This is a genomic window from Stenotrophomonas sp. SORGH_AS_0282 (assembly GCF_030818125.1).
GTDB classification, from domain to species: Bacteria; Pseudomonadota; Gammaproteobacteria; order Xanthomonadales; family Xanthomonadaceae; genus Stenotrophomonas; species Stenotrophomonas rhizophila_A.
In genome coordinates this window covers 2843707-2856548 of sequence record NZ_JAUTAB010000001.1, presented here as the reverse complement: position 1 = coordinate 2856548, position 12842 = coordinate 2843707, and the positions used below count along the sequence as shown (strand labels likewise).

At 64.9% G+C, this 12842-nt stretch carries 10 protein-coding genes; 7 read left to right on the top strand and 3 right to left on the bottom strand.

What is annotated here, in order from left to right; all coding sequences use genetic code 11:
- Nucleotides 1-61 precede the first annotated feature (61 nt).
- Nucleotides 62-1066 carry a 2-hydroxyacid dehydrogenase gene (locus QE395_RS12705; protein ID WP_306989390.1) on the top strand — a complete coding sequence of 335 codons (1005 nt, stop codon included), beginning with the start codon at nt 62-64 and terminating at the stop codon, nt 1064-1066.
- Nucleotides 1067-1081: 15 nt separating this feature from the next.
- Here the strand turns inward: QE395_RS12705 and QE395_RS12700 are convergent, their stop codons facing one another.
- Together QE395_RS12700 and QE395_RS12695 are read right to left on the bottom strand one after the other, a co-directional pair.
- Nucleotides 1082-1588: a hypothetical protein gene (locus tag QE395_RS12700; RefSeq protein WP_306989387.1), complete on the bottom strand. Its 507-nt coding sequence runs from the start codon at nt 1586-1588 to the stop codon at nt 1082-1084.
- A gap of 80 nt (nt 1589-1668) precedes the next feature.
- Nucleotides 1669-2001, bottom strand: a complete 333-nt coding sequence (locus QE395_RS12695) for a SymE family type I addiction module toxin (protein ID WP_306989385.1) — start codon at nt 1999-2001, stop codon at nt 1669-1671.
- An 893-nt stretch (nt 2002-2894) separates the two neighbouring features.
- On the opposite strand from QE395_RS12695, the gene cyoA reads away from it, so the two are divergent.
- The 4 genes from cyoA to cyoD are packed head-to-tail and all read left to right on the top strand — an operon-like array spanning nt 2895 to nt 6929.
- Nucleotides 2895-3938 carry a ubiquinol oxidase subunit II gene (gene cyoA / locus QE395_RS12690; protein WP_068850252.1) on the top strand — a complete coding sequence of 348 codons (1044 nt, stop codon included), beginning with the start codon at nt 2895-2897 and terminating at the stop codon, nt 3936-3938.
- Nucleotides 3939-3940: 2 nt separating this feature from the next.
- Nucleotides 3941-5944 (top strand): cytochrome o ubiquinol oxidase subunit I, encoded by a 2004-nt coding sequence (gene cyoB / locus QE395_RS12685; protein ID WP_068850255.1) that lies wholly within the window; start codon nt 3941-3943, stop codon nt 5942-5944.
- Complete coding sequence (gene cyoC, locus QE395_RS12680; RefSeq protein ID WP_068850257.1) at nt 5941-6582, top strand: cytochrome o ubiquinol oxidase subunit III; 642 nt, start codon at nt 5941-5943, stop codon at nt 6580-6582. Before cyoB ends, cyoC begins: the two co-directional genes overlap by 4 nt.
- A complete protein-coding gene (gene cyoD, locus QE395_RS12675; RefSeq protein ID WP_068850260.1) occupies nt 6582-6929 on the top strand; it encodes a cytochrome o ubiquinol oxidase subunit IV in 348 nt (115 codons plus the stop codon). The genes cyoC and cyoD overlap by 1 nt, the downstream gene beginning before the upstream one ends.
- Nucleotides 6930-7254: 325 nt before the next feature.
- Here cyoD and QE395_RS12670 read toward each other — a convergent pair whose 3' ends face one another.
- Nucleotides 7255-9312 carry a bifunctional diguanylate cyclase/phosphodiesterase gene (locus QE395_RS12670; RefSeq protein ID WP_306989382.1) on the bottom strand — a complete coding sequence of 686 codons (2058 nt, stop codon included), beginning with the start codon at nt 9310-9312 and terminating at the stop codon, nt 7255-7257.
- A 170-nt stretch (nt 9313-9482) separates the two neighbouring features.
- On the opposite strand from QE395_RS12670, the gene radA reads away from it, so the two are divergent.
- Together radA and QE395_RS12660 are read left to right on the top strand one after the other, a co-directional pair.
- Nucleotides 9483-10859: a DNA repair protein RadA gene (gene radA / locus QE395_RS12665; RefSeq protein WP_093533108.1), complete on the top strand. Its 1377-nt coding sequence runs from the start codon at nt 9483-9485 to the stop codon at nt 10857-10859.
- Between the two features lie 87 nt (nt 10860-10946).
- Complete coding sequence (locus tag QE395_RS12660) at nt 10947-12803, top strand: ATP-binding protein (RefSeq protein ID WP_306989380.1); 1857 nt, start codon at nt 10947-10949, stop codon at nt 12801-12803.
- The last annotated feature ends 39 nt before the right edge of the window (nt 12804-12842 follow it).

Here is a 12842-nt window from a genome sequence, read left to right as displayed (position 1 = left end):
GAGTTTCTATCCTGTGCGGGGTTCTGGTTTACTGGGGATCACGCATGCCCAAGGTTATCCAATGAAAACCGCCGTTTTCAGTGCCCGCCCGTACGACCGCCGTTTCCTCGATGAAGCGAATGCGCGCGACCACGCTGGGCAGGGGTTTGAGCTGGCCTATTTCGATGCGGCGCTGGACGCCACGACCGCCGGCCTGGCCCAGGGTTTCGATGCGGTCTGCGTGTTCGTCAACGACCGCCTGGATGCGCCCGTGCTGCGGGCCCTGCATGGGCTGGGGGTGCGGGCGATCCTGCTGCGCTGCGCGGGGTTCAACAACGTGGATCTGGTGGCTGCCGCGGAATTGGGGCTGCTGGTGGCCCGGGTGCCGGCGTACTCGCCCGAAGCGGTGGCCGAGCATGCGCTGGCGCTCATCATGACCCTCAACCGGCAGACCCACCGCGCCTACAACCGGGTGCGCGAGGGCAACTTCATGCTCGATGGGCTGCTGGGCCGCACCCTGCACGGCAAGACCGTAGGCATCGTGGGCACCGGCAAGATCGGGCTGGCGACGGCGCGTATTTTCAACGGGATGGGCTGCACCGTGCTGGGCAACGATCCTTACCCGTCGCCAGACTTCTCGGCGGTGGGCCAGTACGTGGCGCTGGAGGAACTGCTGGCCCGCTCGGACATCGTGTCGCTGCATTGCCCGCTTACGCCGCAGACCCATCACCTGATCAACGAGGAATCGCTGGGGTTGATGAAGTCCGGCGCGATGCTGGTCAATACCTCGCGCGGCGCCTTGGTGAACACTGATGCGGTGGTGCGCGCGCTGAAGTCGCGGCATCTTGGCCACCTGGCCATTGATGTGTACGAGCAGGAAAGCGCGCTGTTCTTCCAGGATCTTTCCGGCGAGATCATCGATGACGATCTCTTCCAGCGCCTGATGACCTTCCCGAATGTGCTGGTTACCGGGCACCAGGGCTTCTTTACGGTTGAAGCCCTACAGGAAATCTGCAGCATCACCCTGCGCAACCTGTGCGATTTCGCCAGCGGGGCGGAATGCCAGAACAGGGTGGTTGCTGCCTAGGCTCGCCCGCAGGGATCAGGCCAGCTTGTCGGGACAGGTTGCAACCATCGTCGCGCTGTTCTGCACCGGTACCCAGGAGCGTGAACTGCCGTTTCGCTTGGTTTCCATGTATTTCTCTGTCACCTGGTAGACACGGAGGTAGCCACTGCTCTTTCCGCACCACTGGCTTACCCGGGTCGATCCCGGCTGCCAGGGAGCATCCGTGGTTTTCGCAATCACGCTCGATCCGCCTGCATCGAGCGGGTAGGAGAACTGCTCGATCAGGCCCGAAATGCCAGGTTGTTTGATGGCGTCCAGGTACTGGATGCCTGCGGCACGTGCCTCGGTGGATTCCGAGGCGGCCATTGTCTGGAAGGTCGCGGTAAGCCGCTCGACAAAGGACGTCTTGTCGACGTCCGTTGAAATCTGCGTTACTGCCAACGAGGTCTGTTCAACCGGTGCGGCGGCCGTGGCCGCCTGCGGAATCGAGCTCAGCAGAATCGTTCCAATCAAAAGCGAACCGCCAATCAACATTACGTTCATTGAGACTTCCTGGTGTCTGGACGCGGGAACGGCAGCTCGGACGCTAGGTCAGTATCTGGTGGCTGTCAATCAGTCCCAGGTTACCGATCTTCCACTTCGACATAGCGCACGACGGGCTTCTCGATATTCTCGCGCACGGGCGGATCGTCATTCCACAGCGGGCGCAGGAGAATCTGCCCGGGAGTGGCTTCGATTCTTACGTGCACGCCTACTTCGAACCCGAACTTGCGCAGCCAGGCGCCGCGCAGGGTCACCAAGGGGAGCGGGCCGAAGTGATCGCGGTCCTGTTCGCCGATCTGGGGCACGGCGCGCACGTTGTGGAAGTAGCTGGGGGAATAGCTGGGTGCGCAGCGGGGTAGCAGCAGGACGACTTCTTCTTCGTCTTCGGGCCACTGGACGGGTTTGGGTTTCATCTTCGCTCCTCCAACAGGGAATGGCCCTCGCCGGTGAGGGCGAGGGCGTCGGGAGGTCAAAACCGTGAACACCGGACGGCGGGTGTATTCCCCCGTGAAGGGTCTTGTATTAGCCACCCTCCCGACATGGGACATCCATTATTTCGGTGTTCGGAGTTTTGAGCTCCGGGGAGAACCTTGCACGCGGACGACGAAGAAGCGAAATCGTTTGTGTCTGTTGGGTTTGCGATTTCAGTAGGCTGTATCTACTGGTTGTCGGGTGTGGCACGGAAACGCGGGAATTGCGGCGTTTGGGTGTGAGCCAGGGCACAAAATTTATTTTTCGCCGACGTGCATCATTTGGTTTGGAGGGTGGTTCGGGGCGTCGTAATCGGTCCGGTGGGCGCGAGTGGCGGGTGGGGCGGGGGAGATCAAGAGCGGTTTTGATCGGGTTTCATGCGTTACCGGGTGTGGGTGGTGCATGGGCGGTCGTTTGGGAACCGACCCTACGGCGTCAGGCGGCCCGGTGCCCTACGGCCATGTGCCCGGGCCCGACTGTCCGGTGTTCATTCGGAGTGTGTCCGCGTGCGCGCGTGAGGGCGGGTTCGGGTGGGTCGGGCGGCCGGGCAGGGCCAGTTGCACCGATCGCTGCCGTGAACGATTCATGTCTATACATGTCGCTCCGGCTGTGCTGATCCGGGCGGTCTGCGCGCAGTGCGACAACGTGTCGCAGCCGTTTTCGGGCCTTTCCTGCGCCAGATCATTGTCAATGCCTTTCTTAAATGGTGCGTGACGGCATAAAATTAGGGGGCTGACATGAACGTCCTCCGTGCCGCCCCCTTGGGAGCGGTACACCCGGCTTTGGCCGGAGGGGCGCGCTTGAGAAGGCATTCCCTACGCAATTGGATCGACCGATGATTCCGTTGAAATCCCTTGGGCGCTGGCTGCGCCCGGGCCTGCTGTTCGCGTTGTCCGTGTTCATGACGGGCTGCAGCTCGGCCATTCTGGCCCCGAAGGGCCAGGTCGGCCACGACCAGAAGACCCTTCTGATCACGGCCACCGTGCTGATGCTGCTGGTCGTCGTGCCGGTCATCATCATGACCCTCGCCTTCGCCTGGAAGTACCGTGCCTCCAACACCAAGGCCCGTTACGAGCCGAAGTGGTCGCACTCCACCGCGATCGAAGTGGTTGTCTGGTCGATCCCCTGCATGATCGTGCTGGTGCTGGCCGTGCTGACCTGGCGTTCGTCGCACTCGCTGGATCCGTACCGTCCGCTGGACTCGCAGACCAAGCCGGTGGTGATTGAAGCCATTTCGCTGGACTGGAAGTGGTTGTTCATCTACCCGGAAGAGAACATCGCGACGGTCAACGAAATCACCTTCCCGGTGAACACCCCGCTGAACTTCAAGATCACGTCCGATTCGGTGATGAATGCCTTCTTCATCCCGCACCTGGGCAGCATGATCTACTCGATGACCGGCATGGAGACCAAGCTCCATCTGATCGCCAACGAGACCGGCACCTTCCCGGGCATGTCCTCGCACTACAGCGGCGCGGGCTTCAGCAAGATGCATTTCGACGCCAACTCGGTGACCGAAGCCGAATACCAGGCGTGGCTGGCCAAGGTGCGTGCGCAGAGCACCCCGATGGACCAGGCCGCCTTTGGCGCGCTGGTGGCCGAGAAGAACCACGACTGGCACCCGGTGACCTACTTCGGCACCACCGAAACCGGTCTGTTCGACTGGGTTGTTGCCCGCCACATGGGTGACAACCAGCACTACGGCATGGACCACAAGGCCATGGATCACAAGGGCATGTCGCACGGCGCTGCGGGCGAAAGCCACGAAGGCCACGAGATGCCGGCCGGTGCCCATGACATGCCGGCCGACCATGCCGAACACACTGCAGACGAGCACGCCGCCGCCGGTCACGCCGGCCACGCAGGCTCGGGAGAATAAGCATGAATCCGTTGGGCAAACTGACATTCGCTGACATCCCGCACGACCCGATCATCATCTCCACGCTGGTTGGCGCGGGGATCGGTGGCCTGCTCGTGCTGGCCCTGATCACCAAGTTCAAGCTGTGGGGCTATCTCTGGAAAGAGTGGTTCACCTCGGTTGACCACAAGAAGATCGGCGCGATGTACCTCATCGTCGCCTTCGTCATGCTGCTGCGCGGCTTTGCCGACGCCATCATGATGCGTACCCAGCAGGCCATCGCCGCCAACGGCGCCGAAGGCTTCCTGCCGCCGCACCACTACGACCAGATCTTCACCGCCCACGGCGTGATCATGATCTTCTTCGTGGCGATGCCGCTGATCACCGGCCTCATGAACGTGGTGGTGCCGCTGCAGATCGGCGCGCGCGACGTGGCCTTCCCGTTCGTCAACTCGCTCAGCTTCTGGCTGTTCGTGGCGGGCGCGGGCCTGGTGATGATCTCGCTGGGCGTGGGTGAATTCGCGCAGACCGGCTGGCTGGCCTTCCCGCCGTTGTCGGGCAAGGAGTTCAGTCCAGGGGTAGGTGTGGATTACTACATCTGGGGCCTGCAGGTAGCAGGTCTAGGCACGACACTGAGCGGTATCAACTTCTTCATTACCATCCTGAAGATGCGTACCCCGGGCATGAAGCTGATGCACATGCCGGTGTTCACCTGGACCGCGCTGGTCACCAACGTGCTGATCATCGCCGCCTTCCCGGTGCTGACCGTCACCCTGGTGCTGCTGACCCTGGACCGTTACCTGGGCACGCACTTCTTCACCAATGACGGTGGCGGCAACGCCATGCTGTACATCAACCTGATCTGGATCTGGGGTCACCCGGAAGTCTATATCCTGGTGCTGCCGGCCTTCGGCGTGTTCTCCGAAGTGATCGCCACGTTCTCGCGCAAGGCGCTGTTCGGCTACAAGGGCATGGTGTACGCCACGGCCACCATCGGCGTGCTCTCGTTCATCGTGTGGCTGCACCACTTCTTCACCATGGGTTCGGGTGCCAACGTCAATGCCTTCTTCGGCATCACGACGATGATCATCTCCATTCCCACCGGCGTGAAGATCTTCAACTGGCTGTTCACCATGTTCCGCGGCCGCGTGCAGTTCACCAGCCCGGTGCTGTGGACGATCGGCTTCATGGTCACCTTCACCATCGGCGGCATGACCGGCGTGATGCTGGCGATCCCGGCCATCGACTTCGTGCTGCACAACAGCCTGTTCCTGATCGCCCACTTCCATAACGTCATCATCGGCGGCGTGGTGTTCGGCATGTTCGCCGGTATCACCTACTGGTGGCCGAAGATGTTCGGCTTCCGCCTCAACGAGGCCTGGGGCAAGCGCGCGTTCTGGTGCTGGTTCATCGGCTTCTATGTGGCCTTCATGCCGCTGTACATCCTGGGCTTCATGGGCATGACCCGCCGCATGCAGAGCTACCCGAACCCGGAATACCAGCCGCTGCTGGTCATTGCGATGGTCGGTGCGTTCATCATCGGCGCCGGCATCCTGTGCCAGATCATCCAGGTGGCCGTGTCCATCCGCGACCGCAAGAAGACCGCCGACCTGACCGGCGATCCGTGGGATGCCCGTACGCTGGAGTGGGAAACCTCTTCGCCGCCGTCGTTCTACAACTTCGGTTCGCTGCCCAAGGTCACCGAGCTGGACGACTTCTGGGAACGCAAGCAGCGTGGTGAGGCGTGGGAACGCCCGGCCAAGTACACCGACATCCACATGCCGCGCAACACCGGTACCGGTGTGGTGATTGGTGCCTTCAGCCTGGTCTTCGGCTTCGCGATGATCTGGCACATCTGGTGGCTGGCCATCGTTGGCCTGGTCGGCATGATCGGCACCTTCATCTGGCGCACCTTCGACAAGGACGTGGATTACTACGTGCCGGCTGCCGAAGTGGAGCGGATCGAAAATGAGCACCGCCGTCACCTGCAGGCGCAGGGTCTGGTGAAATCGGAGTTGCAGGCATGAGCAGCACTATCGCCAACAACGTGAACCACGGGCACGCCGCACACGCGGCGGCCCATGGCCATGATGACCACGAACACCACGACACCGGCGAGAACACCGTCTTCGGTTTCTGGGTGTACCTGATGAGCGACTGCCTCATCTTCGCCAGCCTGTTCGCGACCTACATCGTGCTGGCCGGCGGCACCAATGGTGGCCCGGGTCCGAAGGACCTGTTCGACCTGACCTTCGTCGCGTGGGAAACCACGCTGCTGCTGGTGTCCTCGCTGACCTTCGGCCTGGGCATGATCGCGCTGCACAAGCACAAGGTTGGCCAGATGTACCTGTGGCTGGGCCTGACCTGGCTGCTGGGCTTCGGCTTCATGGTCATGGAAGTGTGGGAGTTCAACCACCTCATCCATGAAGGCTTCGGTCCGGACCACAGTGCGTTCCTGTCGGCGTTCTTCGCGCTGGTGGGCACCCACGGCCTGCACGTGAGCGCCGGCCTGCTGTGGCTGCTGATCATGTTCATCCAGATCAAGCAGAACGGCCTGACCCCGACCAACAAGACCCGCATGGCGTGCCTGAGCCTGTTCTGGCACTTCCTGGACCTGATCTGGATCGGCGTGTTCTCCGTCGTCTACCTGAAGGGAGCGCTGTAATGGCACATGACACTCACGCACACGACCACGGCCATGGCGCCGCGGGCGAAAGCCACGGCAGCGTCAAGTCGTACCTTGTCGGTTTCCTGCTGGCCGCCGTCCTCACCATCATTCCCTTCTGGGCGGTGATGAAGGGTGGCCTGCCGGTCTTCACCACGGGCGTCATCATCGTGGTGGCGGCGATCCTGCAGATCTTCGTGCACCTGGTGTTCTTCCTGCACCTGAACCGCTCGTCGGAACAGCGCTGGAACGTCAGCGCGGCGGCCTTCACCGTGGTGGTGATCGGCATCATCGTCGCCGGCACGCTGTGGGTCATGCACAACATGAACGTGCACATGATGCATTGACCCTTCGGGGGTGATGCACGCAGAAAGGCCGCCCGGAAGGGCGGCCTTTTTGTTTGCAACCTGCATCGCGGACAACATGCCCGGGCGGCAACGCCGCCCCGGACGGCAACGTCGCCCCGGACGGCAACGCCGCGCTGGACGGCAACGCTGCCCCGGACGGCAACGCCGCCCCGGACGGTAGTGCCGACTGTTAGTCGGCAACGCCGTGCATGAAGAATGCAGGGCGGGTCCGCGCGAAGAGCAGCCGACTAACAGTCGGCTCTACCGGTCGGCTCTACCGGTCGGCTCTACCGGTGGGCCCCAAACGATCGGCGCCATTGGTCGGTTACGCCGCGTTGCGCAGGAACGCCTCGGCATCCACCGGCTTGCCCAGGTGGTAACCCTGCAGCAGGTCGCAGCCCAGTTCGTTGAGGTAGTCGCGCTGCCCGGCGGTTTCCACACCCTCGGCTACGATCTGCAACTGCAGCGAGCGCCCCAGCGCCACGATCGAGGACACGATCGCCGCATCTTCGGCGTTGTCTTCCAGGTCGCGCACGAACGCGCGGTCGATCTTCAGTTCAGTCGCCGGCATGCGCTTGAGGTACAGCAGGCTCGAATAGCCCGTACCGAAATCATCAATGGAAATTTTCACCCCCATCGCGGTCAGCCCGTGCAGGATCTGCAGGCTGGCTTCCACGTCCTGCATGGCCGTGGTCTCGGTCACTTCCAGGGTCAGGTGGTGCGGGGCGAGGCCGTGCCGCTCCAGCGTCGCCTTTACCGTGTCCAGCAGCGTGGTGGACGAGAACTGCAGCGGCGAAAGGTTCACCGCCATCGACCACGTTGCGTGCCCGGCGTCATGCCACTGGCGCAGCTGCGCGCAGGCCTGGTCCAGCACCCAGTCGCCCAGCGGCAGGATCAGCCCGCTGCGCTCGGCGATGGGAATGAAGGTGTCCGGCCCCAGCAGCCCCAGCCCCGGGTGCTGCCAGCGCACCAGCGCTTCGGCACCGATCACGCCACCGCCATCGGCACGGAACTTGGGCTGGTAGTGCAGCACCATCTCATCGCGCTGCAGGGCGCGGCGCAGCTCCTGCAGCAGCTTGAGCTGGCGGTTGGCGCTGACGTGCATCGATTCGGTGAAGAACGTATAGCCGTTCCGCCCCGAGTCCTTGGTGTGGTACATGGCCGCATCGGCATGCGCCATCAGCTCGCGCTCGGTGGTGGCATCGGTGGGGTACAGCGCGATGCCCAGGCTGGCGGTGACCTGCAGGTCCAGCGTGTCGATCTCGAACGGCTCGGCCACGGTGGCGATGATCCGCTCGGCCACCACCGCCGCGTCTTCGGGCACATCCAGCTGGAACACGATGACGAACTCATCGCCGCCCAGCCGGGCGAAGGTATCCTGCGCGCGCAGCAGGCCGTTGACCCGCCTGCTCATCTCGATCAGCAGCTTGTCGCCCAGCTGGTGGCCGTAGGCATCGTTGATGGCCTTGAAGCCGTCCAGGTCGCAGAACATCACCGCAAAGCTGAAGTTGCGGCGCTTGGCCTTCTCGATGGTCTGCTCGATGCGGTCCTGCAGCAGCATGCGGTTGGGCAGCTGGGTGAGTGGGTCGTGCAGCGCGGCCTGCAGCAGCTTCTCGTTGGCCTGGGCCAGCGAATCGGCGAGCAGACCGGTGCGGGTGCGCATCTGCCGGTCGAACAGCGAGGCGATCAGCGCGATGCCCAGCGTGGCCAGGGTGGTGACGATGACCAGCACCGCCAGCCATTTGGTATCCAGCCCGTTGGCGTACACGGCGCCGCAGATGCTGCCTTCCGGGAAGTTGGCGGCGGCCATGCCGGTGTAATGCATGCCTACGATGGCCAGGCCCATCACCAGCGAGGCCGCCCCGCGCAGCAGCCCGGTACGGCGCTGTTGGGTGCGCAGCCGGAAGGCAATCCACAGGGCGGCGCCGGCGGCGACGACGGCGATCAGCAGCGAGGCGGCGAACCACAGCGGGTCGTACTCGATGCCCGGCTCCATGCGCATCGCGGCCATGCCCAGGTAGTGCATGCAGGCAATGCCCAGGCCCATCAGCACCGCGCCGGCGATCAGGCGCGGCCACGGCAGTTCCGGGCGCGAGACCAGCCACAGCGCGTAGGCCGAGGCCCCCACCGACGCGGCCAGCGAGTACAGGGTGATGGCCAGGTCGTAGCCGACCGGGATCGGCAGGTGGAAGGCGAGCATGGCCACGAAGTGCATGGACCAGATGCCCAGGCCCATGGCGGCGGCGCCACCGGCCAGCCACCAGCGGGCCACGCGGCCTTCGGTGCTGGCCAGCCGGCCGGCCATGTCCAGCGCCGTGTAGGAGGCAAGAATGGCAACCAGCAGCGAGAAAACGACGAGACTCTGGCTGTAGGTGCCGGTCATGGAAAAGCCTGGATGTACATGGGGAAGGGAAAGGCGCGGGCGCCCGCCACGGTATCGGCCGGGGCGGGGCAAGGTTGAGCGGGGGCGTTCAGCCGGCGGTTGGGCGCGCGTCTCGGTTGCTGCGACGTGGCTCGGCTATCCTGCCCGACAGACGATGAATTGGATTTGACATGGCCAAGCGGCTTACCGCCTACGTGTGCAGCGAATGCGGCGCGGAATACAGCAAGTGGCAGGGGCAGTGCACCGAGTGCGGCGCCTGGAACGTGCTGAGCGAGATCACGCTGGAAAGCGCCGCGGCCACCAAGTCACCGGCCGCGCGCCGCTCGGGCTGGGCCGGCAAGGTCGATGCGCCGAAGATCATGGCGCTCAAGGACGTGCAGCAGACCGAGCACCTGCGGGTAAGCACCGGCATCGGCGAATTCGATCGCGTGCTCGGCGGCGGCCTGGTCGAAGGCGCGGTGGTGCTGGTGGGCGGTGACCCGGGCATCGGCAAATCGACGCTGCTGCTGCAGGCGGTGGCGAAAATGGCCGCCACGCTGCCGGTGCTGTACATCACCGGCGAGGAATCCCTGTCGCAGGTGGCCGGCCGCGCGGTGCGGCTGGACCTGCCGCTGGACAACGTCAACGCGCTGGCCGAAACCCAGGTCGAAGCGATCCTGCAGCACGCCAGCGCGGCGCGGCCGAAGCTGATCGTGGCCGATTCGGTGCAGACGCTGTGGACCGAATCGCTCACCGCCGCCCCGGGCTCGGTCAGCCAGGTGCGCGAGAGCGCGGCGCGGCTGGTGCGCTTTGCCAAGGAAACCGGTACGGCCGTGTTCCTGGTGGGGCATGTGACCAAGGAAGGCGGCATTGCCGGCCCGCGCGTGCTCGAACACATGGTGGATGCGGTGCTGTATTTCGAAGGCGAGAGCGGCAGCCGCTTCCGCCTGCTGCGTGCGTTCAAGAACCGCTTCGGTGCGGTGAACGAGCTGGGCGTGTTCGCGATGGGAGAGAAGGGGCTGAAGGAAGTGTCCAATCCGTCGGCGATCTTCCTGTCCGGCGGCAGCACCCGCCAGCCGGGCAGCTGCGTAATGGTCACCCGCGAGGGCACCCGGCCGCTGCTGGTGGAGGTGCAGGCGCTGGTGGATGCCTCGCCGCTGTCGAATCCACGCCGCGTGGCGGTGGGCCTGGAACAGAACCGCCTGGCGATGCTGCTGGCGGTGCTGCACCGTCACGGCGGGGTGCTGGTGGGCGACCAGGACGTGTTCGTGAACGTGGTGGGCGGCATCCGGGTGCAGGAAACCGCCGTGGACCTGCCGGTACTGCTGGCCGTGTTGTCCTCGCTGCAGGACCGGCCGCTGGCGGAAAAGACGATCGCCTTTGGCGAAGTGGGTTTGTCCGGCGAGATCCGCCCGGTACCCAACGGCGAAGACCGCCTGCGCGAAGCGGCCACGCACGGCTTCAAGCGCGCGATCGTGCCCAAGGCCAATGCGCCCAAGACCGGCAGCGTCAAGGGCATGGAAGTCATCGCCGTGGAGCGGTTGTCCGAAGCGATCGACGCGATCTGAATCGGGCATTTCCGGCGCATGCGGCCGCGCAGGCAAACCGTGGCCGGGCTGTGCTAGTTTTCCGTTCCCGCCAGAGAAAACGATTACATGCAAGCGACTCCCCTGGACACGCAGGGCGCCAGCGAGATCCGTCGCGCCGGTGTCGACCTCAACGGATTGATGACGGTCCTTGGCAAACACCTGTATTCCACCCCGGTGGTGGCGCTGCGGGAACTGGTGCAGAACGCGCATGATTCGCTGGTGCGACGTCGGCTGGAACAGGCGGACTGGCAGGAGGCCGGGCGGATCGAGGTGCATGGCGATCCGGTGAACGGCATCGTGCGCATCGTCGATACCGGCGCCGGCCTGACCCAGCAGGAAATCCACGACTACCTGGCCACCGTCGGCGTGGGCTATACCCGTGGCCTGCGCCAGGCGGGCGAGGATGACGAGGGGCTGATCGGCATGTTCGGGCTGGGCTTCCTGTCCGCGTTCGTGCTGGCGCGCCGTGTCACCGTGCGCACCACCTCCTACCAACAACCCGGGCTGGGCCATTGCTATGTGTCCAGCAATGCCGAGCAGTACACGGTATCGCCGATGCCTCCGCGTGCGGTGGGTACCGAGGTGGTGCTGGAACTGCATGGCAGCTACACGCACCTGGCCCAGGAGCAGACCCTGCGCGACATCCTGGGCCGCTACTGCGCGCTGCTGCGCGAACCCATCCATATCGGCCATGACGCGCGTGCGATCAATCCCGAGCCGCCGCCGTGGCGCCCGCAGGCGGGCGTGGCGCTGCATCCGCTGCAGGCGCAGCGCCGCGCGCTGGAATTTGCCGCGCACTTCGAGCGCAGCTTCGAGCCGATTGCCTGCATGCCGCTGCGCGCCGAAGGCGGAAGCGATGCGGTGGGGCTGTTGTGGGTGCAGGATGGCGCGACCTACGGCACCAGCGACAACCGCAACCTGTCGGTATTCGTGCGCGGGATGCTGCTCGACGACGACGCGCGCGACCTGCTGCCGCCGTGGGCCGGTTTCATTGGCGGGGTGATCGAATCCAGCCGGCTGACCCCCACCGCCAGCCGCGAGGACCTGCAGCGCGACGACATCTACAGCGCGGTGCAGCATGCGCTGGGCGAGGCGCTCATCGATGGGCTGGTCGAGATCGCCCGGCAGCAGCCCGAAGCCTGGCGGCGCATCCTGGCCCGGCACAACGAGGCGCTGCTGGGCGCCTCGCTCTGCGATGACCGGCTGTTCCAGCTGCTGATCGAGCACGTGCGCGTGCCCAGCTCGCAGGGCGACATCCGCGCCAGTGAACTGCCGTCGCGTGGCGCGGTCCACGTGATCCTGGACAGTGGTGGCGGCTTCGAGGAAATGCTGTTCCGCGCGATGGGCGTGCCGGTGGCGCATGGCAACCGCTATGCCGTGGTGCCGTTCCTGCGGCGCTGGACCCAGGCCAAGGGCATGCGCCTGGTGGAGCTGGGCACCGAGCAGGGCAATCGCGCGCTGTTCCAGACCGACACGCTGCCCGAGGCCGAACTGGCGTGGCTGCAGACCCACCTGGGCGATGGCGAGCAGCTGCTGCCGGCGCACTTCAGCCCGGCTGAACTGCCGGTGGTGGTGGTGCCCGATCGCGAGGCCGAGCTGAAGCGCCGCCTCGAAGACGACGAGAACGACAAGCGCGTTTCCATGGCCGCGCTGCGCCTGGCGCGGCAGTTCACTGCCCGCATCGTCGCACGTGCACCCTCGCGCCTGTATCTCAACCTGGACAACCCGGCCGTGCAGGCGCTGCTGGCGGCCATGCGCGCCGGCAATCCCCAGGCCGAGGCCGCCGCGCGGCTGCTGCGCTCGCTGAAGGTGATCGTCAGCGCGCAGGGACGTGCGCAGGACGGCGGCGCGGCCAGCAGTGACCTCAACCGCGCGTTCGGTGACATCGCCGAGGCCCTGCAGCAGATGCTGCAGCCGCGCTGACATTTCGATTTTCTTTACGCATTACAGGACGGCACGACC